At 57.1% G+C, this 20,353-nt stretch carries 19 protein-coding genes; 3 read left to right on the forward strand and 16 right to left on the reverse strand.

The features are described from left to right. Positions 1-144 precede the first annotated feature (144 nt). Entirely contained in the window at positions 145-2,706 is a 2,562-nt protein-coding gene (mutS, locus tag AC6I8C_RS14855) for a DNA mismatch repair protein MutS (RefSeq protein WP_497822912.1), read from the forward strand. 132 nt (positions 2,707-2,838) lie between these two features. Here mutS and rpoS read toward each other — a convergent pair whose 3' ends face one another. The 13 genes from rpoS to cysG form a co-directional block, all read right to left on the reverse strand. Next, positions 2,839-3,831 (reverse strand): RNA polymerase sigma factor RpoS, encoded by a 993-nt coding sequence (gene rpoS / locus AC6I8C_RS14860; protein ID WP_009086923.1) that lies wholly within the window; start codon positions 3,829-3,831, stop codon positions 2,839-2,841. A 57-nt stretch (positions 3,832-3,888) separates the two neighbouring features. After that, on the reverse strand, positions 3,889-4,989 hold the full coding sequence (nlpD, locus tag AC6I8C_RS14865) for a murein hydrolase activator NlpD (RefSeq protein ID WP_013358860.1): 1,101 nt from the start codon (positions 4,987-4,989) through the stop codon (positions 3,889-3,891). Positions 4,990-5,151: 162 nt separating this feature from the next. Further along, on the reverse strand, positions 5,152-5,778 hold the full coding sequence (locus AC6I8C_RS14870) for a protein-L-isoaspartate(D-aspartate) O-methyltransferase (protein ID WP_013358862.1): 627 nt from the start codon (positions 5,776-5,778) through the stop codon (positions 5,152-5,154). Continuing rightward, entirely contained in the window at positions 5,772-6,533 is a 762-nt protein-coding gene (gene surE, locus AC6I8C_RS14875) for a 5'/3'-nucleotidase SurE (RefSeq protein ID WP_497822913.1), read from the reverse strand. Before surE ends, AC6I8C_RS14870 begins: the two co-directional genes overlap by 7 nt. A 191-nt stretch (positions 6,534-6,724) precedes the next feature. Next, positions 6,725-7,765: a tRNA pseudouridine(13) synthase TruD gene (gene truD / locus AC6I8C_RS14880; RefSeq protein ID WP_497822914.1), complete on the reverse strand. Its 1,041-nt coding sequence runs from the start codon at positions 7,763-7,765 to the stop codon at positions 6,725-6,727. Then, on the reverse strand, positions 7,762-8,244 hold the full coding sequence (ispF, locus tag AC6I8C_RS14885; RefSeq protein WP_008927107.1) for a 2-C-methyl-D-erythritol 2,4-cyclodiphosphate synthase: 483 nt from the start codon (positions 8,242-8,244) through the stop codon (positions 7,762-7,764). The genes truD and ispF overlap by 4 nt, the downstream gene beginning before the upstream one ends. Further along, a complete protein-coding gene (gene ispD, locus AC6I8C_RS14890; protein ID WP_497822915.1) occupies positions 8,244-8,960 on the reverse strand; it encodes a 2-C-methyl-D-erythritol 4-phosphate cytidylyltransferase in 717 nt (238 codons plus the stop codon). Before ispD ends, ispF begins: the two co-directional genes overlap by 1 nt. Positions 8,961-8,963: 3 nt before the next feature. Beyond that, complete coding sequence (gene ftsB / locus AC6I8C_RS14895; protein WP_013358867.1) at positions 8,964-9,281, reverse strand: cell division protein FtsB; 318 nt, start codon at positions 9,279-9,281, stop codon at positions 8,964-8,966. 169 nt (positions 9,282-9,450) lie between these two features. After that, the gene (locus AC6I8C_RS14900; protein WP_013358868.1) at positions 9,451-9,771 is read right to left on the reverse strand and encodes a DUF3561 family protein; all 321 of its coding nucleotides are present in this window, start codon (positions 9,769-9,771) and stop codon (positions 9,451-9,453) included. 52 nt (positions 9,772-9,823) lie between these two features. After that, entirely contained in the window at positions 9,824-10,429 is a 606-nt protein-coding gene (cysC, locus tag AC6I8C_RS14905) for an adenylyl-sulfate kinase (protein ID WP_013358869.1), read from the reverse strand. Continuing rightward, positions 10,429-11,856 (reverse strand): sulfate adenylyltransferase subunit CysN, encoded by a 1,428-nt coding sequence (gene cysN, locus AC6I8C_RS14910; RefSeq protein ID WP_497822916.1) that lies wholly within the window; start codon positions 11,854-11,856, stop codon positions 10,429-10,431. The genes cysC and cysN overlap by 1 nt, the downstream gene beginning before the upstream one ends. Positions 11,857-11,867: 11 nt before the next feature. Beyond that, on the reverse strand, positions 11,868-12,776 hold the full coding sequence (cysD, locus tag AC6I8C_RS14915; protein WP_497822917.1) for a sulfate adenylyltransferase subunit CysD: 909 nt from the start codon (positions 12,774-12,776) through the stop codon (positions 11,868-11,870). Between the two features lie 9 nt (positions 12,777-12,785). After that, positions 12,786-14,201, reverse strand: coding sequence for a siroheme synthase CysG (cysG, locus tag AC6I8C_RS14920; RefSeq protein ID WP_497822918.1), 1,416 nt, complete (start codon positions 14,199-14,201; stop codon positions 12,786-12,788). A 364-nt stretch (positions 14,202-14,565) separates the two neighbouring features. On the opposite strand from cysG, the gene AC6I8C_RS14925 reads away from it, so the two are divergent. Both AC6I8C_RS14925 and AC6I8C_RS14930 read left to right on the forward strand, forming a co-directional pair. Beyond that, positions 14,566-15,579: an aminopeptidase gene (locus AC6I8C_RS14925; protein ID WP_033783967.1), complete on the forward strand. Its 1,014-nt coding sequence runs from the start codon at positions 14,566-14,568 to the stop codon at positions 15,577-15,579. A gap of 9 nt (positions 15,580-15,588) precedes the next feature. Continuing rightward, the gene (locus AC6I8C_RS14930) at positions 15,589-15,873 is read left to right on the forward strand and encodes a YciI family protein (RefSeq protein ID WP_497822919.1); all 285 of its coding nucleotides are present in this window, start codon (positions 15,589-15,591) and stop codon (positions 15,871-15,873) included. Between the two features lie 59 nt (positions 15,874-15,932). Here AC6I8C_RS14930 and AC6I8C_RS14935 read toward each other — a convergent pair whose 3' ends face one another. Genes AC6I8C_RS14935 through cysJ form a run of 3 tightly spaced genes read right to left on the reverse strand, consistent with a single transcriptional unit; the run spans position 15,933 to position 20,196 of the window. Further along, positions 15,933-16,667, reverse strand: a complete 735-nt coding sequence (locus tag AC6I8C_RS14935; protein WP_004571209.1) for a phosphoadenylyl-sulfate reductase — start codon at positions 16,665-16,667, stop codon at positions 15,933-15,935. Continuing rightward, positions 16,664-18,385, reverse strand: a complete 1,722-nt coding sequence (cysI, locus tag AC6I8C_RS14940; RefSeq protein WP_013358876.1) for an assimilatory sulfite reductase (NADPH) hemoprotein subunit — start codon at positions 18,383-18,385, stop codon at positions 16,664-16,666. The genes AC6I8C_RS14935 and cysI overlap by 4 nt, the downstream gene beginning before the upstream one ends. Continuing rightward, a complete protein-coding gene (gene cysJ / locus AC6I8C_RS14945) occupies positions 18,385-20,196 on the reverse strand; it encodes an NADPH-dependent assimilatory sulfite reductase flavoprotein subunit (protein ID WP_497822920.1) in 1,812 nt (603 codons plus the stop codon). The genes cysI and cysJ overlap by 1 nt, the downstream gene beginning before the upstream one ends. Between the last annotated feature and the right edge of the window lie 157 nt (positions 20,197-20,353).

Genomic DNA, 20,353 nt, shown 5'->3' on the forward strand with positions numbered 1-20,353 from the left:
GGCAAGGATCAGGGCGATTATCAGGCTGGCATATGCCCTGCCCTATTCGTTATCATCTGGTTATCCTGCGTGCCTGGAATCCCTTTCGGTTTCATGGGCGTTGACCGCCAGAAATTTACCGCATTAAAGATGAGTTAAAACCTTATGCAAGAGCCAACCGAAAAGGACTTTCCTTCCCATACGCCCATGATGCAGCAGTACCTGCGCCTCAAGGCGGAGCATCCTGATATTCTGCTGTTTTACCGGATGGGTGACTTCTACGAGCTGTTTTATAACGACGCCAAACGCGCCTCGCAGCTGCTGGAGATTTCACTTACCAAACGCGGCGCGTCTGCGGGCGAACCGATCCCGATGGCGGGTGTGCCCTATCATGCGGTTGAAGGCTATCTGGCTAAGCTGGTGCAGCTGGGCGAATCGGTTGCCATCTGTGAGCAGATAGGCGATCCGGCGCTGAGCAAAGGCCCGGTCGAGCGCAAAGTGGTGCGCATCGTAACACCCGGCACCATCAGTGATGAGGCGCTGTTGCAGGAGCGGCATGACAATCTGCTGGCGGCGATTGTGCAAAGTCCGCGCGGTTTTGGCTACGCCACGCTGGATATCAGCTCAGGCCGTTTTCGCTTAAGCGAACCGGCGGATGCTGAAACCATGGCGGCAGAGCTGCAGCGCACCAATCCCGCCGAGCTGCTCTATCCCGAAGATTTTCAGGCGATGTCGCTGATCGATCAGCGTCGTGGCCTGCGCCGCCGTCCGCTGTGGGAGTTTGAGATCGACACCGCGCGCCAGCAGCTGAACCTGCAGTTTGGCACCCGCGACCTCAATGGCTTCGGCGTGGAGAATGCGAATCTGGGGCTGAGCGCGGCGGGCTGCCTGCTGCAATATGTCAAAGATACCCAGCGCACCACGCTGCCCCACATCCGCTCGCTGAGCATGGAGCGGCAGCAGGACAGCATCATCATGGATGCCGCCACCCGCCGTAATCTGGAGATCACCCAGAACCTGGCAGGCGGCACCGACAATACCTTAGCGGCCGTGCTGGATAAAACCGTCACCCCAATGGGCAGCCGGATGCTGAAACGCTGGCTGCATATGCCGCTGCGCGATGTGCGCATCATTAACCAGCGTCAGGAGTCGATTGCTGAGCTGCAGAATCTCAGCGACGTCCTGCAACCGGTGCTGCGTCAGGTCGGCGATCTGGAACGAATTCTGGCCCGTCTGGCCCTGCGCACCGCGCGTCCGCGCGATCTGGCCCGCATGCGCCATGCGTTTCAGCAACTGCCTGAACTGAACCAGCTGCTGGCCGACGTAAAAGCGCCACAGCTACAAAAGCTGCGCACGCAGATGGGCGAGTTCACCGCACTACGCGAGCTGCTGGAGCAGGCGGTGATTGAGTCACCGCCGGTGCTGATTCGCGACGGCGGCGTGATCGCGCCCGGCTACAATGCAGAGCTGGATGAGTGGCGCGCGCTGGCCGATGGCGCAACCGACTACCTTGACCGGCTGGAGATCCGTGAACGTGAGAAGCTGGGACTGGATACGCTGAAGGTCGGCTTTAACGGTGTGCATGGCTATTACATCCAGGTCAGCCGTGGTCAGAGCCATCAGGTGCCGATGCACTATGTGCGTCGTCAGACGCTGAAGAATGCTGAACGCTACATCATCCCGGAACTGAAAGAGTACGAAGACAAAGTTCTCACCTCGAAGGGCAAAGCGCTGTCGCTGGAGAAAAGCCTGTATGAGGCGCTGTTCGATCAGCTGCTGCCGCACCTTGAAGCGCTGCAGCTGAGTGCCGCCGCGCTGGCCGAACTGGACGTATTGAGCAACCTGGCAGAACGCGCCTGGACCCTGAACTATTGCCGTCCGGTGCTGCAGGATAAAGCCGGCATTAAAATCAGCGGCGGTCGCCATCCGGTGGTTGAGCAGGTTCTGAAAGAGCCGTTTATTGCTAACCCGCTGTCACTGGCACCACAGCGCAGAATGCTGATCATTACCGGTCCCAACATGGGCGGTAAAAGTACCTATATGCGACAGGCGGCACTGATTGCGCTGATGGCATGGATTGGCAGTTTTGTTCCTGCCGATGAGACGCTGATTGGTCCGCTGGATCGCATTTTTACCCGCGTCGGTGCGGCTGACGATCTCGCCTCCGGGCGCTCGACCTTTATGGTGGAGATGACCGAGACCGCCAACATCCTGCACAACGCCACGGAAAACAGTCTGGTGCTGATGGATGAGATTGGACGCGGCACCTCGACCTACGACGGTTTATCGCTGGCCTGGGCCTGTGCTGAAAACCTGGCGAATCGCATCAAGGCAATGACGCTGTTTGCCACTCACTACTTCGAGCTGACAACATTGCCGGAAAAAATGGAAGGCGTGGTCAACGTTCATCTGGATGCGGTTGAGCATGGCGACACCATTGCCTTTATGCACAGCGTTCAGGAAGGGGCTGCGAGCAAGAGTTATGGTCTGGCGGTAGCCGCGCTGGCCGGCGTGCCTAAAGAGGTGATCAAGCGGGCGCGCAACAAGCTGAAAGAGCTGGAGACCGTTTCAAACCACTCGGCATCATCAACGGTTGATGGTTCTCAGTTGCCGCTGCTGGTTGAAGAGACCTCGCCAGCGGTGGAGGCGCTTGAGGCGCTGGATCCGGATACGCTGACACCGCGTCAGGCACTTGACTGGATTTATCGGCTTAAATCGCTGGTGTGAGAGCACGCCGCATCGTGTAAACGCACGGTGTGGCGCTGGCATTTCTCTGTCAATCACTTTTCTGCAGGCATAAAAAAACGGTGGTTTTCACCACCGCTTTTTGCATTCGAACTCAGACCATCTTACAGACGATTATTCACGAAACAGTGCTTCAATGTTGAGACCCTGCGCCTGCAGGATTTCGCGCAGACGGCGCAAACCTTCAACCTGAATCTGACGTACACGCTCACGGGTTAAGCCGATTTCACGACCCACATCCTCAAGCGTTGCCGCTTCATAGCCCAACAGGCCGAAACGACGAGCCAGCACTTCACGCTGCTTGGCGTTCAGTTCGAACAGCCACTTGACGATGCTTTGTTTCATATCATCGTCCTGCGTGGTGTCTTCCGGGCCGTTATCTTTCTCATCGGCCAGAATATCCAGCAGCGCTTTTTCAGAATCACCGCCTAATGGCGTATCAACTGAGGTAATGCGTTCGTTGAGACGTAACATACGGCTTACGTCATCAACCGGTTTATCAAGCTGCTCGGCGATCTCTTCCGCACTTGGCTCATGGTCAAGCTTGTGGGAAAGTTCACGTGCGGTACGCAGATAAACATTCAGTTCTTTAACAATGTGAATCGGCAGACGAATGGTACGGGTTTGATTCATAATCGCCCGTTCAATAGTCTGACGAATCCACCAGGTGGCGTACGTTGAGAAACGGAACCCACGCTCCGGGTCAAATTTCTCTACGGCGCGAATCAGGCCGAGGTTACCTTCTTCAATCAGGTCCAGCAGTGCTAAACCACGATTGCTGTAACGACGGGCGATTTTCACCACCAGGCGTAAGTTACTTTCGATCATGCGACGACGGGAAGGGATATCACCCCGCAATGCACGGCGAGCGAAGAAAACTTCTTCCTCTGCCGTTAACAACGGAGAATAGCCAATCTCCCCAAGATAGAGCTGCGTCGCATCTAATACACGCTGCGTCGCACCCTGTGATAGCAACTCTTCTTCCGCTACGTCGCTATCACTGGCTTCATTTTCAACAAGGGCCTTCTCGTCAAAAATTTCAGCTCCGTTCTCATCGAATTCCGCGTTCTCATGTAACTCGTTTACTTTCAGCGTATTCTGGCTCATAAGCGGCTCCTACCCGTGATTCCAGGGCAGAACATAAAAAGGATTTGTTCTGCCGGATTATCGCTGCGGTAAATAACGCAACGGGTTTACGGATTTCCCCTTGTAACGAATTTCAAAGTGTAATCTGACTGAACTGGTTCCGGTGCTACCCATGGTAGCGATCTTTTGCCCCGCCTTAACTTCCTGTTGTTCCCGAACCAGCATTGTATCGTTGTGGGCGTAGGCGCTCAGGTAATCATCGTTGTGTTTAATGATGATTAAATTACCGTAACCCCGGAGTGCGTTACCTGCGTAAACCACTCGTCCTGAAGCAGTGGCAACCACAGACTGTCCGCGCGTCCCGGCGATATCGATGCCTTTATTGCCACCTTCGGCGGCAGAGAAGTTATCGATAATCTTCCCGTCAGTCGGCCAGCGCCAGCTTCCGACCGGCGTTGAACTGTTGGTAGTACTGCTAACCGTTGGGGGTGCGGTAACCACCGGAGCTGTTGTCGTTGCAACATTTGCTCCTTTCGAAGGCAACAATTTGCTGCCACCCGAATTACCTGAATCATCAGAATACGTAATAACAGGTTGCTGTGCAACAGCAGGCGATTTAATTTGTGGCGCCGCCGGAACGCCGCCCTGCGTTGCATCAGCAACGGTAATGGGATTGCCACCGGTAATCGGCTGACCCGACCCGTTACCAATCTGTAAAGTCTGACCCACATTCAGGCTGTATGGCGCAGCAACGTTGTTGCGCTGGGCTAAATCACGGAAATCATTGCCAGTAATCCAGGCAATGTAAAACAAGGTGTCTCCGCGCTTAACGGTATATGTTTCACCGGAGTAGCTACCCTTAGGAATATTCTGGTAACTGCGGTTGTACACTATCCGGCCGTTCTGCGTCTCAACATTACTGTTGGTACTAACCATTCCGCCATTGCTGGGGACAGATGCTGAATTTCTGCTTAACATTTGTCCCTGAGACGGCGCAGCAGGCACACCACCCGAAACCGGGCCTGCGCCAGCCTGGCTGTTCATCATGCCGCCATCATCGCCAACGCGACTGATCGGTGCCTGTGAGTTGTCGCCAGAGCTGCAGCCTGCCAGCCAGAATCCTACCAGTGAAAGTGCCGCCAGACGGCGTAACTGAAAAAGTGTGCTTCCCGTGCTCATTAATCCCCCGTGATGGCAACGCTGATCTATCTGTTTCACTGTACCCGCCAGCAGAATGCTCTGCGCGGCGCGATAAAATCTGTGTTTTCGTTGAATAAACTGGATAGTAACAATATCAACCAGGTGGTGCCATGAAACAGTTGTGAAGAAATACGAAGAGCGTCAGGCGAGATCGCCCTGTACCAGCGGAACAAAACGCACCGGTTCAATGATCTCTTCCGTGACCTCTTCGCCCTGACGACGCAGGCGCTTCAGTACCTGCTGATCTTCGCCAACCGGCAGCACCATAATGCCGCCTTCTGCCAGTTGTGCTATCAGCGCAATCGGAATTTCCGGTGGCGCGGCGGTAACAATGATGGCATCGAACGGACCGCGAGATGGCCAGCCCTGCCAGCCATCGCCATGGCGGGTTGAGACATTATGCAGATCCAGCTGTTTCAGACGACGTTTGGCCTGCCATTGCAGCCCTTTGATGCGTTCTACTGAATAAACATGGTCTACCAGATGGGCAAGAATCGCTGTCTGATACCCGGAACCCGTACCAATCTCCAGTACACGCGAATGCGGATTCAGCCCGAGCAAAGCGGTCATCCGCGCGACCATATAAGGCTGTGAAATCGTCTGGCCGGAGCCGATAGGCAAGGCCACATTGTCCCAGGCTTTATGCTCAAACGCCTCGTCGATAAACCGTTCGCGCGGCACCTCGCTGATGGCTTTCAGCAGGTTTTCATCATCAATACCCTGCTGACGCAGTTGTGACAGCAGTGTCTCAATACGCCGATTCACCATGCCAGGTTCACCTCAGCTTTAGCCAGCCAATCACTGAGCACGTTCTGCGCGCTGTGCGCCGTTAAATCGACATGCAGTGCGGTGACAGAAACGTAACCCTGATCCACGGCGGCAAAGTCCGTATCCGGGCCCGCATCCAGTTTTTCGCCCGGCGGGCCAATCCAGTAGAGGGTATTGCCACGCGGATCCTGCTGCGCAATCACCTGATCCGCCGGATGGCGACTGCCACAGCGCGTCACGCGGATGCCTTTAAGTTCGGCCAGCGGCAGATCGGGGACATTAATGTTGAGAATGCGGCCGGTGCGCAGCGGTTCATGCGTCAGCGCCCTGAGGATCGCGCAGGTCACTGCTGCCGCGGTGGCGTAGTGCTGATGACCGTTAAGTGAAACCGCTATCGCCGGTAAACCAAGATGCCGCCCTTCCATCGCCGCCGCCACCGTGCCGGAGTAGATGACATCGTCACCCAGATTGGGACCGGCATTGATGCCTGACACGACAATGTCGGGACGCGGCTGCATCAGCGCATTCACCCCCAGATAGACGCAGTCGGTCGGCGTCCCCATCTGAACCGCGATATCGCCGTTTTCATGGGTGAAAGTACGCAGGGGTGTTTCCAGCGTTAAGGAATTGGAGGCACCGCTTCGGTTACGATCGGGAGCAGCAACCTGCACGTCAGCAATCTGCCGCAGAGCGTTTGCCAGAGTCTGAATGCCTGGCGCATGAATGCCGTCATCGTTGCTGAGCAATATCCGCATTTCGTTCTGACCTTTTTTTATTCGACTGGTCGCCGTGACTGAACCTGTTTGAACGGCATGGCAACAGGTGATGAATGGACAGCGATTTTTGCATTCTAGCGAGGCACGCAAGGAAGTGGTAGGCGTAAATCACACGACGGTGGGGGTTTGCCGCAACATTACCCACAAGTCGGGTCATGTTGCAGCGAAGATTACTCATCAGGCTGATCGGGCGAATCCGTTTGAGTCAGCAGCTCCCGGACCACGCTGGTGGCAAAGCTACCCGCAGGCAGCCAGAACGACAGTTCCAGCGTAACGTCATCCCACCAGCTCCACTGCATATCGCGCGGCACCACCAGCATAGCGCGGCGGGCTGCATCAACCTTCTCACGTTCGATCAATCCCAGCAGCAGCGACTCATCCGCCAGCGCCTGCTGTTCAAAGGCCAGCGCGTCAGCCTGCGGGCCAGGCTCGCCACGTCCCGGCAGCGGCGCGGTAATGCGCAGCGCATGCTGTTCGACCCGGCGCTGTGACTCTGCCAGTTCATCAGGCTGTGCGACAAACCAGCTGCCACGGCCAGTCAGCTGCAAAGCATCGCCGTTGAGCACCTGCGTCAGGCTGCCCTGCTGTTGCAGACGCGCGCTGGTCACCTGATTAAACAGCGCACTGCGTGCAGCAGAAAGCATCAGGCTGCGCTTGTTGCGGTCGCGAATAATAATCTCATTGCGCGCCCACTTCTCCGCCATCACCAGGTTATTGCCGCCGCGACCAAAACGCTGTTCACCAAAATAGTTGGGTGCGCCCGCATCACGAACCTGCACCAGACGCGTTTCAACCGCATCGCGATCGCTGATCTGGCGGATAACCAGCCGGAACGCATTCCCCGCCAGTGCGCCGATGCGCAGCTTACGCTTGTGACGCACCACCTGCAGAATGTCGACGCCCTCAAGCGAAAAACCACGCAGATCGGGCATCGCATTACCTGGCAGACGGAAACAGAGGGTCTGCTCCGTGACCGCATGGCGGTCTTTCATCCCGGCATAGCTCATGTCGCGCTGATGAATACCAAGATACTTAGCCAGCGCCTCCGCCACAAAGCGGGTATTGGCCCCGACTTTACGGATGCGCACCAGCAGATGCTCACCTTCCCCATCCGCGCCATACCCGAGGTCTTCCACCACTACGAAATCTTCCGGGTTGGCTTTGATCACGCCGACGGCTGTGGGCGTGCCGTGCAGGTAATTCAGCGTCATTGGCTGTCAGCTTTCAGGACTAACGCGACCGCTTCGCAGGCAATGCCTTCGCCGCGCCCGGTAAAGCCGAGCTTCTCGGTGGTGGTCGCTTTGACGTTGACTGCATCCATGTGGCAGCCTAAGTCTTCTGCGATGTTAATACGCATCTGTGGCACGTGCGGCAGCATTTTCGGTGCCTGAGCAATAATCGTGACGTCGACATTACCGATTCGATAGCCTTTGGCTTCGATACGACGCCAGGCCTCACGCAGCAGGCCGCGGCTGTCCGCCCCTTTAAAGGCCGGATCGGTGTCGGGAAACAGCTTGCCGATATCGCCCATCGCTACTGCGCCCAGCAGCGCGTCAGTCAGCGCATGCAGCGCCACATCGCCATCCGAATGGGCGATAAAACCGTGTTCAAACGGGATCCGCACACCGCCAATCACTAACGGACCTTCTCCGCCAAAGGCGTGAACGTCAAAACCGTGACCGATACGCATCATGCGCTCTCCTTTAATTGAATCTGACTCAGATAAAAAGCCGCCAGCGCCAGATCTTCTGGCCGGGTGACTTTGATGTTATCACTGCGTCCGCTGACTAACAGCGGATGGTAGCCGCAATACTCCAGCGCCGAGGCTTCATCGGTGATGGTCGCGCCTTCTGTCAGCGCCCGCGTCAGGCAGGCGGTGAGCAGCGCATGAGGGAAAAATTGCGGCGTTAAGGCGTGCCAGAGATCGTCACGTTCTACGGTATGGGCTACTGCCGCTTTGCCCGGCTCGCCCCGCTTCATCGTGTCGCGCACGGGCGCAGCCAGAATTCCGCCTACGTGGCTCTGTTCGCGCACGTTGAGCAGTTGCTGGAGATCGTCGAGATGCAGACAGGGACGCGCAGCGTCATGCACCAGCACCCAGGCGGAACCCTGTGCGGCCTGGAGTCCGGCCAGCACCGATTCGGCACGGGTTTCTCCGCCTGTCACCCTGAGCACGCGCGGATCGCGCGCCAGCGGCAGGGAAGCAAAGTGCTCGTCATCGGGGCTGAGGGCAACAATCACCTGTCTGATGGCGGGATGGGAAAACAGACGTGCAATGCTGTGTTCCAGAAGGGTGTGCTGACCAATCGTCAGATACTGCTTCGGACAGGTTGCCTGCATGCGGCTGCCAATCCCGGCAGCGGGCACCACGGCAATCACATCCGCAAGGGAGGCCAGAGTGTTCATGTTTTATCGTTGTTGGTTTTGCGCTGCTTGTTGCGCGTTGCGTTTGTTCTGGTCAGGCACCAGACGATAGAAGGTCTCACCGGGTTTAATCATGCCCAGTTCATTGCGCGCACGCTCCTCGATCGCTTCCGAGCCGCCATTGAGATCGTCAATTTCGGCAAAAAGCTGATCGTTTCGCGATTTAAGTTTGGCATTGTTTGCCTGTTGCACCGCGACATCATCATTGACGCGCGTATAGTCATGGATGCCATTTTTCCCCAGCCACAATGAATATTGCAGCCAGCCGAGCAGCACCAATAACAGTAACGTCAGTTTTCCCATCCCGCCCCCTAAAAACGGCACAATCATCCCATAACTTTGCACAGGACTCCACACCAGCCGCGAAAATGGCGCGCTTTGCTGTACGTCCAGGTAATTAGTACCGAATCTGGCGGGAAAAGATTTGTAACCTGCCGATGCGTTTGCACATCAGCACGGGCGCAGTGATGGCTTACCAGCCGGAGAGAAAGGAGAACATTAACCAGAAGAGCGTGACCACCATAATCACGGTGGCGAGCGCGGCCCAGAGCCACTGTCCGCTCAGCAGCGTATTCAGTGCAATACCCGTAACCACGGCGACCGGCAACAGCGCCAGAAAGAATGGCCAGGTATAAAGAAAGAAAAACAGCGTGTTAGAACCGAACAGCAGGAAAGGGATCGCCAGCGCACACCCGTAAGCAAGAAAACCGATAACGCCGCCCGGCAGCAGTGAGCGTGGCTCATCCGGGGCGGAGTCATCTTTACGGGCGAGCATTGGGGTAATGTTCTGCATAGGCATCCTGTTGGCGCGAGGGCGGCAGATCAGACGATCTGCCGCTGTCTCTTCAGGATCTGATGATATCGCGGTCGCGCAGCAGGTCTAACAATTGGGCGGCCAGTTTTGTAACCAATTGTTCGCCATCCAGCTGGATTTCCGGGCTGTCTGGCGCCTCATAGACGCTGTCGATGCCGGTGAAATTACGCAGCTCACCGGCGCGCGCTTTGCGATATAACCCTTTCGGATCGCGCGCTTCACACACCGCTAACGGCGTATCGACAAACACCTCGATAAACTGCCCTGGCTCCAGCAGGTCGCGCACCATCTGACGCTCGGCGCGATGCGGCGAAATAAAGGCGGTGAGCACCACGAGTCCGGCATCCACCATCAGTTTCGCCACTTCACCGACCCGACGGATATTCTCTTTACGGTCGTCATCGCTGAAACCGAGGTCACGGCACAGGCCGTGACGCACATTATCCCCATCCAGCAGATAGGTGCTGACACCGATGCGGTGCAGCGCCTGCTCCAGCGCACCTGCAACAGTAGATTTCCCCGAGCCCGACAGCCCGGTGAACCACAGCACCACGCCCTGATGGCCATGCTGCTGCTCGCGAGAAGCGCGTGTTACCGGATGGTCATGCCACACCACGTTATCATCGTGCTGCGCCATTATTGACCGCCCAGCAGGTCGCGCGCGTTCCAGTGTGGGAAGTGACGACGCACCAGCGCATTCAGTTCCAGCTCAAACGCGCTGAACTCGCCGCTGTTAACCGGCGCATCATGGTTTGGCTGATGGATCATGCCGGCACCCACGGTGACGTTGCTCAGGCGATCGATAAAGATCATGCCGCCGGTTACCGGGTTCTGCTGATAGCTGTCGAGCACCATCGGTTCGTCAAAGGTGATCTCAATGCGACCAATACCGTTCAGCGGCAGCGAATCGACCTGACGCGTCTCCAGCGAGTTGATCTCAACCTGATGCAGCACCTTCTCAACGCGACCACGGGTTTTCTTACCGGCTATTTTCAGATCATAGCTCTGACCGGCCTGCAGCGGCTGTTCCGCCATCCAGACCACATCAACGCTGGCAGACTGTACCGCAGCCAGCGCTTCGCTGGCATCCACCAGCAGATCGCCACGGCTGATATCAATCTCATCCTGCAGCACCAGGGTGATCGCTTCACCTGCACCCGCTTCCTGCAGATCGCCATCAAAAGTCACAATGCGGGCAATGGTCGACTCTACGCCAGACGGCAGCACTTTTACGCGCTGGCCGACCTGCACGCTGCCCGACGCCAGCGTACCGGCATAGCCACGGAAATCCAGGTTGGGACGGTTGACATACTGCACCGGGAAACGCATCGGCTGATGATCGACAACGCGCTTCAGCTCCACGGTTTCCAGCACATCCAGCAGCGTCGGGCCGCTGTACCACGGCATAGTCTGACTGGCAGAGGCGACGTTATCTCCTTCCAGCGCTGACATTGGCACAAAGCGGATATCAAGGTCTTCCGGCAACTGGGCAGCAAAGTCGAGGTAATCCTGTTTGATCTGCTCGAAGCGTGCCTGATCGTACTCCACCAGGTCCATCTTGTTGATCGCCACCACCAGGTGTTGGATGCCCAGCAGCGTCGAGATAAAGCTGTGACGGCGGGTCTGATCCAGTACGCCTTTACGTGCATCGATCAGCAGGATCGCCAGATCGCAGGTTGACGCGCCGGTTGCCATGTTGCGGGTGTACTGCTCATGTCCCGGCGTATCCGCGATAATGAATTTGCGCTTTTCGGTTGAGAAGTAGCGGTAGGCCACATCAATGGTAATGCCCTGCTCACGCTCAGCCTGCAGACCATCCACCAGCAGCGCCAGATCGAGCTTCTCGCCCTGAGTGCCGTGACGCTTGCTGTCGTTGTGCAGTGATGAAAGCTGATCTTCATAGATCTGACGGGTGTCATGCAGCAGACGACCAATCAGGGTACTTTTTCCGTCATCAACGCTGCCGCAGGTCAGAAAACGCAGCAGGCTCTTATGCTGTTGAGCGGTCAGCCAGGCTTCAACGCCGCCCTGGTCGGCAATCTGTTGTGCAATTACGGTATTCATCTGGCGTCTCCTTAGAAATAACCCTGGCGTTTTTTCAGTTCCATCGAACCGGACTGATCGCGATCGATCATGCGGCCCTGACGCTCGCTGGTGGTGGAGACCAGCATCTCTTCGATGATCTCCGGCAGCGTCTGCGCTTCAGACTCTACCGCACCGGTCAGCGGCCAGCAGCCGAGCGTACGGAAACGGACCATCCGCTGGGTGATCTCTTCACCCGGCTGCAGGTTGATGCGATCGTCATCGATCATCATCAGCATGCCATCACGCTCCAGCACCGGACGCGGCGCGGCAAGATAGAGCGGCACGATCTCGATGTTTTCCAGGAAGATGTACTGCCAGATATCCAGTTCAGTCCAGTTCGACAGCGGGAAGACGCGGATGCTTTCGCCCTTGTTGATCTGGCCGTTGTAGTTGTGCCACAGCTCAGGACGCTGGTTTTTTGGATCCCAACGGTGGAAGCGGTCACGGAAGGAGTAGATACGCTCTTTGGCGCGTGACTTCTCTTCATCACGACGTGCGCCACCAAAGGCCGCATCGAAACCGTATTTGTTCAGCGCCTGCTTCAGCCCTTCGGTCTTCATGATGTCAGTGTGTTTGGCACTGCCGTGGACAAAGGGGTTAATCCCCATCGCCACGCCTTCCGGGTTGCGATGAACCAGCAACTCTGCGCCCATCGCTTTCACGGTGCGGTCGCGGAACTCGTACATTTCACGGAATTTCCAGCCGGTATCCACATGCAGCAGCGGGAACGGCAGCGTGCCCGGATAAAAGGCTTTACGCGCCAGATGCAGCATCACCGAGGAGTCTTTGCCGATGGAGTACATCATCACCGGATTGCTGAACTCCGCCGCCACTTCGCGAATGATGTGGATACTCTCCGCCTCCAGCTGATGCAGATGAGTGAGTCGTTTTTGGTCCATGATTTTCCCTCAAGCCAGATTGACAACGGCGGACTCGCGAGTCCCCTGCTGTGCTGAATGTTTAAACCAGGCGAGTTGCCCGTGCAGATTAACCACCTCTCCGATCACCAGCAGCGCCGGAGTAGGTGCCGAGGCGGCCAGCGCCTCAAGTTGTTCTAAGGTGCCGGTCAGCACCTGTTGATCCTGACGGGTGCCGCGACTGATCACCGCCACTGGCGTTGATGGCGCGCGACCGTGCTGAATCAGCGCCGCGCTGATAGCAGCCGCTTTAACCGTGCCCATGTAGATCGCCAGCGTCTGACGCGCACGCGCCAGTGATGGCCAGTCGATATCATCGCCATCGGGACGGCAGTGACCGGTAATAAACATCACGCTCTGCGCGTAATCGCGGTGGGTCAGCGGAATCCCGGCATAGGCCGTCGCACCGGCAGCCGCGGTGACGCCCGGCACCACCTGGAACGGCACGCCCGCCTGCTGTGCCGCCTGCAGCTCTTCGCCGCCGCGGCCAAAGATAAAGGGATCGCCACCCTTGAGGCGGACAACGCGCTTACCTTTCAGCGCCAGTGAAACCAGCAACTGATTAATCTCTTCCTGCGGCAACGTATGTGCGCTGGCGCGTTTACCGACGCAGATGCGGTCGGCGTCGCGACGTACCAGGTCCAGCACCTCTTCGCTGACCAGATGGTCGTAGAGCACCACATCAGCTAACTGCATGACCTGCAGGCCACGCAGCGTCAGCAGGCCGCTGTCGCCCGGCCCGGCACCTACCAGAAAGATCTCGCCCTGACGGGTTGGCTCTTCCAGCAGTTCACGATCCAGCGTGCGCTTCGCCTCTTCGACGTTACCGGCGGACATCTGACTGGCGAACAGACCGTCGAAGGCCCGCTCCCAGAAACGCCGACGATCGGACATGCGGCTGAAGCGCTGTTTGACCTTATCGCGCCAGAGTCCGGCTACCTCCGCCATCTGACCAAGACTGGCAGGCAGCAGCGTTTCGATTTTTTCACGCAGCATGCGTGCCAGCACAGGTGCAGTGCCGCTGGAGGAGATCGCCACCACCAGCGGTGAGCGGTCTACAATCGACGGGAAGATAAAGGTGCATTTTGGCTGGTCGTCGACCACGTTAACCAGCTTATGCCGCGCGTTTGCGGCTTCAAAAACCCAGGCGTTGAGCTGGTTGTCGTCAGTGGCGGCAATCACCAGGAAAACGCCATCCAGCTGGGACGGATCAAACGCGGTCGCCACCCACTCCAGCTCCTGCTTATCCAGCAGTGCCTGCAGTTCCGGGCAGAGTTCACGAGAGGCGATCTGGACGCGCGCGCGCGCGCGACGCAGCAGTTCAATTTTTCGCGCCGCAATATCTCCACCGCCGACAACCAGAACCGGGCGGCCAGAGAGATCGGCAAAAAGAGGCAAATAGTCCACGTTAACCCTGATGATTTAACTTTGTATTAACGCGACTATACGTCGCTGAGTTTATCCAGATGAAATTACGAATTGGAATGAGTAGTTACCGAATGGAATAACGACACCGCAAAGCACAGAACAATTTGATCTTAGCAGATGAAATTTAATGGCTTTTTCGTGAACAGGCTCACACATTCCAGTCCGCGCCTGCGCCCACAAAAGCAGATAAGTGCCAGCGATAAATGTGCGTAGGTACTTTCCTCTCAGCAGCGCCCGATTCCGCTAACCAGCTCGCAGAACAAAAGGGGTATAATGCGCGCGGCATGAGCAGGCCTGGCCCGCATGCCTGTTGGCTCCCGGATAATGTAAAAAAGGATGCACTATGTTTTGTTCCCTCCGCCTGAGGGTCGCGACAGTTTTGTTGAGCGCACTCATTTCCCCGCTGGCCCTGGCCGCGCCAGCGGGTCAGTTTGCCGAACAGCAGGTCCGGCACATCGCCACTTATTTTCCTGGCCGCATGAGTGGTAGTCCGGCTGAGCTGATGGCCGCTGACTATCTGCAACAGCAATTTACCGCGCTGGGATATAAAACCGATACCCGCCAGTTCAACACCGGCTATAAGTGGCAGGAAGATGACGGCACGCAGCGCTGGCATAAGCTCACGGCCACCTCGGTGATTGCTGCGCGCGCAGGCAGCGTGCCGCAGGAGATTCTGATCGTGGCGCATCTGGATACCTGGACGCCGCAGAACAGCAGCCAGGTCCATCATAATCTGGGCGGCTTACGTCTGCAGGGCGTCGACGATAATGCGTCAGGTCTTGGCGTGATGCTGGAGCTGGCGCAGCAGCTGAGTCGTAAACCGCTGCACTACGGCATCCGCTTTGTGGCGCTGAGCGCCGGAGAAACCGACCTGCATGGCATGGATGATTACGTTGAGCGGATGAGCGCGCGTGAGAAAAAGAACACGCTGCTGGTCATCGATCTTAATAGCCTGATCACCGGCGATCATCTCTATTTCAACAGCGGCATGAACACGCCCCGAGCGGTGCGCAAGCAGACCAGCGATCGCGCGCTGTTACTGGCTCGTCAGCAGGGCATTCCCGCTGCCAGTCATCAGCTGACTCGTAAAGACTTCAACGGTCTGAATGCCTTCGACAGGGCGGGCTTTCCGCTGCTCGATGTGACCGCCAGCAACTGGACGCTGGGGAATAAAGATGGCGCATTACAGCGTCATCGCAGCCACCACTTTCCGGATGGCGTGACCCGTCATCAGACTGACCTGGATAATCTGAGCTATCTCGACCGCTGGCTGCCGGGCCAGATAGCCCTGCGAACTCGCGACAGCGTCCGCGTGCTGCTGCCGCTGATCAGCGAACTGACCAATCCTAAAGTGTGAGGATCTGACATGTACGTCGTTTTTCTGAATTATGTTCGTCCGGTAGAAGAGGTTGAAGCGCTGCTGGCAGGCCATATCGACTGGCTCGATCGCTATTTTGATGCGGGCTTTTTTATTGCAGCGGGACGTAAAGATCCACGCACGGGCGGCATGTTGCTGGTCAGAGAGATGGAACGTGAAAAGCTGGATGCGATCTTAGAGGAAGATCCGTTTGTCGCCGTGGCAGAGTATGAGGTGACGAAGGTGAATGTGACTCGCGAAGCGGAGGCGTTTGCCGGATTAAAAGGCGTTTAACTTCCTGACTGAATGCGCGAAGACATTCTCTCCCCCTGGCGGGGGAGAGAAGAACGGCATCAGCCTTCGTGCAGACCACATTCGCGCTTGAGACCAAAGAAGCGCGTCTCTTCTTCTGCCATACCCGGCTCCCATTTGCGGGTAGTATGGGTATCACCTACTGAAAGATAGCCTTCATCCCACAGCGGATGGTACTTCAGCTTGTGCTGTTCCAGGTACTGATGAATCTGGCGGTTATCCCAGTCAATAATCGGCAGCAGCTTAAAGACGCCACGCTGCACGCCCAGCACCGGCAGATTTGCCCGGCTGCCGGACTGGTCACGGCGCAGGCCGGCAAACCAGGTCTGGGCACCCAGGGTTTCGATAGCCCGGTTCATCGGCTCGACTTTATTGATCTCGTTATATTTCTCAATCCCCTCGACGCCCTGCTCCCACAGCTTGCCGTAGCGCGCTTCCTGCCAGGCCGGTGAGGTTTCGGCGCGGAACACTTTGAGGTTGAGATTGAGCTGGTCCGCCAGCTCATCAATAAAACGATAGGTCTCCGGGAACAGATAGCCGGTGTCGGTCAGGATCACCGGAATATCGGGCTGCTGACGCGTCACCAGATGCAGCGACACCGCCGCCTGAATACCGAAACTGGAAGAGAGCACGTAGGCGCCCGGTAAATTCTCCAGCGCCCAGCTGACCCGCTCTTCTGCTGATGACTTCTCCAGCTGTGCATTGGTCGCGGCCAGCGCCATCGCACGCTGGACTTTGGACATCTCATTCAGTGCTGCGAGGTCGGGCTGACTCATTTTGCTTCCTCCCAGAAGTCGCGTGCCGGGTCCAGCACCGGCGCAACAATGCCTGCGCGGATGGTGAAGTCACCAAAGCCTTCAGCGGCCTGGCGCTCGGTGGCCCAGCGTCCCACCAGCTCATCAATGGTGGCGAGAATTTCGCTTTCGTTAATGTTTTCACGATACATACGGGGAATACGCGTTCCGCTGCGGTTTCCGCCCAGATGCAGGTTGTAGCGGCCTGGCGCTTTACCCACCAGACCCAGCTCAGCCAGCATGGCACGGCCGCAACCGTTCGGACAACCGGTAACGCGTAACACTATGTGCTCATCGCCGACGCCATGCGCGTGCATGATGCCCTCGACTTTGGTCACAAACGCGGGCAGGAAGCGTTCGGCTTCTGCCATCGCCAGCGGACAGGTCGGGAACGCAACGCAGGCCATGGAGTTTTCGCGCTGTGGCGTCACATGATCCATCAGACCATGCTCGCGGGCGATCGCTTCAATCTGCGCTTTTTCGCTTTCCGGCACGCCCGCCACAATCAGGTTCTGGTTGGCAGTCAGGCGGAAGTCACCCTGATGGATTTTCGCAATTTCCGCGATGCCGCTTTTCAGCGGTCGGCCCGGATAGTCGAGCAGGCGACCATTTTCGATAAACAGCGTGAGGTGCCATTTGTTGTCGATGCCTTTGATCCAGCCAATGCGATCGCCACGGGTGGTGAACTCATAAGGACGGATCGGCTCAAACGTCAGGCCAGCGCGTTTTTCAACTTCCGCTTTAAAGGTCTCGACGCCAACACGTTCCAGGGTGTATTTGGTTTTGGCGTTTTTACGATCGGTACGGTTACCCCAGTCACGCTGCGTCGTCACGACCGCCTCGGCAACATCAAGGATCTTCTCAACCGGGAAGTAACCAAACTCGCTGGCGGTACGCGCGTAAGTCGCTTTGTTACCGTGCTCAATCGACAGGCCGCCCCCCACCAGCAGGTTGAAGCCCACCAGCTTGCCGTTCTCGGCGACGGCGACAAAGTTCAGATCGTTGGCGTGCAGATCCACATCGTTATGCGGCGGGATCACTACCGTCGTTTTGAATTTACGCGGCAGATAGGTTTCACCGAGAATCGGCTCTTCGTCTGTTGTCGCGACTTTTTCTTTATCCCACCAGATCTCGGCATAGGCACGGGTGCGCGGCAGCAGATGCTCGGAGAGCTTCTTCGCCCACTCATACGCTTCCTGATGCAGTTCGGACTCAACCGGGTTCGACGTACAGAGCACGTTACGGTTGACGTCGTTGGCGGTCGCCAGCGCATCCAGCCCCACTTCATGCAGCATCTGATGCGTCGGCTTGACGTTCTTCTTCAGAATACCGTGAAACTGGAAGGTCTGACGGTTGGTTAGACGAATGCTGCCATAAATGGTTTTATCGGTAGCAAATTTGTCGATGGCCAGCCACTGCGTCGGCGTAATGATGCCGCCCGGCAGTCGGCAGCGCAGCATCATGGCGTGTCGCGGCTCCAGCTTCTGTTCCGCACGTTCGGCACGAATGTCGCGATCGTCCTGCTGGTACATGCCATGAAAACGGATCAGCAGGAAGTTGTCACCGGTAAAGCCGCCGGTCAGACCTTCTTCCAGATCTTCTTTGATGGTGCCGCGCAGATAGTTGCTCTGCTTCTTCAGACGCTCAGCGTCTGCTAATTTGCCTTCTACAACCAGCGGTCCAGGGTGTTTATCGCTCATTAGTAAACGTCTCGCTGATAACGGCGCTCAATGCGCAGCTCACTTAAAAATTCGTCGGCCGTTTCACGATCCATTCCGCCGTGTTCGACCACCACATCCAGCAATGCCTGCTCGACGTCTTTTGCCATACGATTCGCGTCGCCACAGACATACAGATGCGCGCCCTCTTCAATCCAGCGCCAGACTTCGGCCCCTTTCGCGCGAATCTTATCCTGAACGTAAATTTTCTCGGCCTGATCGCGTGACCAGGCGAGGTCGATATTCGTCAGCAGCCCATCCTTCACATATTTCTGCCACTCCACCTGATAGAGGAAATCGTCGGTGAAGTGCGGATTACCAAAGAATAGCCAGTTTTTGCCGCTGGCACCGTCGTTGTCGCGCTGCTGCATAAAGGCGCGGAACGGCGCGATGCCGGTGCCCGGGCCAATCATGATCACCGGCGCGTCCGGATTAGCTGGCAGACGGAAATTGTCGTTGTGCTCGATGAAGACGCGGACTTCGCCCTCTTCTTCAATACGATCGGCCAGCCAGGTCGATGCACCGCCGCCGCGCTGGCGGCCTTCAATATCGAAGCGCACGGCACCTACGGTGATGTGCACTTCGGTGTCGGTTTCGGCCTGCGAAGAGGCGATAGAATAGAGTCGCGGCGTCAGCGGTCGCAGCAGGCCGGTCAGCTGTTCTGCCGTGAGTTCAGCCGGAGCCAGACGCACCATATCCACAATCGGATAGTTCTGCGCATAGTGCTGCAACCGGGCTTTATCATCCACCAGCGCCAGCAGCTCCGCATTACGGGACAACTGGGCGTACTGCGCGACGATCTGCGCCGTGTTCACCGTCAGCTCGAAATGCTTTTGCAGCGCCTCCGCCAGCGGCAGGGTTTTGCCCTGAATCTCTACCGGCTCATCGCCTTTCAGCCAGACCAGCTCCAGCAGTTCACTGACCAGCGCCGCGTCATTTTCATACCAGACGCCCAGCGCATCGCCAGGCTGGTAGCGCAGACCGGAGTCGCCCAGATCGATTTCGATATGGCGCACATCTTTGTCTGAGTCACGTCCGGTAATTTTCTGATTCACCGCCAGACTGGCGCTGAGCGGAGACTCTTTGCTGTAGGGACTGGTAGTCACTTCGTTGACGCTGCCTGCCGCTGTCGCCGCAGCCTGCGCCGGAGATTCGGTCGGCACGCGCTGTTTCAGAATTTCCGTCAGCGCACTACGCCAGGTCGTGGCCTGCTCTGCGTACTCGACATCCGCATCAACGCGATCCAGCAGGCGTTCACCGCCCAGCTCAGCCAGACGATTGTCAAAATCTTTGCCCGCCTGACTGAAGAATTCATAAGAGGTGTCGCCCAGGCCAAACACCGCAAAGGCCGCACCCTCCATTTTTGGTGCCTTCTTCGACATCAGGAATTTATGCAGCGCTACCGCCTCTTCCGGCGGCTCGCCTTCGCCCTGAGTAGAGGTTACGACCACCAGCATTTTTTCCTGGCCAATCTGCTTAAACTTGTAATCACCGGCATTCACCAGGTTTACGTTCAGCTTCGCGGCCAGCAGGTCATCACGCAGCTGCTCAGCCAGGCGACGGGCATTGCCGGTCTGGGAAGCGGAAAGCAGGGTAATAACCGGCGTTTCAGCGGCGGGCGCGGACGGTGCGCTGCTGGCGACGGCGCTACCCGGCGCCTGCTCTACCCGGCCCCAGAAATAGCCTGACAGCCACGCCAGTTGAGTCGGGGAATAATCTGTCGTCGCCGCCTGTAAGCGGGCGAGTTGTTCCGGGGAGAGCGGAAGCAGTGAACCAGGTGCCTGAGTCGTCATCGCGTTAAAAATTCCAGTATCAGAAGTCCGGACCGTAAAGTGGCGGAAGAGTGCGTAGGTTACCGGGCTGTATATTAACGATTAAATACGCCTTCGACATATTAAATAACCAAAATGACTAAGTGGTTTTTCTGGTAGAGCTAATCGTTAAAAGTGG

The sequence above is a fragment of the Pantoea sp. X-Soil-YNGN-844 genome (genome assembly GCF_059730595.1).

Bases quoted from the DNA above. Each gene is read 5' to 3' on its own strand.
- mutS (WP_497822912.1), top strand. From the start codon at position 145: ATGCAAGAGCCAACCGAAAAGGACTTTCCTTCCCATACGCCCATGATG.
- rpoS (WP_009086923.1), bottom strand. From the start codon at position 3,831: ATGAGCCAGAATACGCTGAAAGTAAACGAGTTACATGAGAACGCGGAA.
- nlpD (WP_013358860.1), bottom strand. From the start codon at position 4,989: ATGAGCACGGGAAGCACACTTTTTCAGTTACGCCGTCTGGCGGCACTT.
- AC6I8C_RS14870 (WP_013358862.1), bottom strand. From the start codon at position 5,778: ATGGTGAATCGGCGTATTGAGACACTGCTGTCACAACTGCGTCAGCAG.
- surE (WP_497822913.1), bottom strand. From the start codon at position 6,533: ATGCGGATATTGCTCAGCAACGATGACGGCATTCATGCGCCAGGCATT.
- truD (WP_497822914.1), bottom strand. From the start codon at position 7,765: ATGACGCTGAATTACCTGCACGGCACGCCCACAGCCGTCGGCGTGATC.
- ispF (WP_008927107.1), bottom strand. From the start codon at position 8,244: ATGCGTATCGGTCACGGTTTTGACGTTCACGCCTTTGGCGGAGAAGGT.
- ispD (WP_497822915.1), bottom strand. From the start codon at position 8,960: ATGAACACTCTGGCCTCCCTTGCGGATGTGATTGCCGTGGTGCCCGCT.
- ftsB (WP_013358867.1), bottom strand. From the start codon at position 9,281: ATGGGAAAACTGACGTTACTGTTATTGGTGCTGCTCGGCTGGCTGCAA.
- AC6I8C_RS14900 (WP_013358868.1), bottom strand. From the start codon at position 9,771: ATGCAGAACATTACCCCAATGCTCGCCCGTAAAGATGACTCCGCCCCG.
- cysC (WP_013358869.1), bottom strand. From the start codon at position 10,429: ATGGCGCAGCACGATGATAACGTGGTGTGGCATGACCATCCGGTAACA.
- cysN (WP_497822916.1), bottom strand. From the start codon at position 11,856: ATGAATACCGTAATTGCACAACAGATTGCCGACCAGGGCGGCGTTGAA.
- cysD (WP_497822917.1), bottom strand. From the start codon at position 12,776: ATGGACCAAAAACGACTCACTCATCTGCATCAGCTGGAGGCGGAGAGT.
- AC6I8C_RS14925 (WP_033783967.1), top strand. From the start codon at position 14,566: ATGTTTTGTTCCCTCCGCCTGAGGGTCGCGACAGTTTTGTTGAGCGCA.
- AC6I8C_RS14930 (WP_497822919.1), top strand. From the start codon at position 15,589: ATGTACGTCGTTTTTCTGAATTATGTTCGTCCGGTAGAAGAGGTTGAA.
- AC6I8C_RS14935 (WP_004571209.1), bottom strand. From the start codon at position 16,667: ATGAGTCAGCCCGACCTCGCAGCACTGAATGAGATGTCCAAAGTCCAG.
- cysI (WP_013358876.1), bottom strand. From the start codon at position 18,385: ATGAGCGATAAACACCCTGGACCGCTGGTTGTAGAAGGCAAATTAGCA.
- cysJ (WP_497822920.1), bottom strand. From the start codon at position 20,196: ATGACGACTCAGGCACCTGGTTCACTGCTTCCGCTCTCCCCGGAACAA.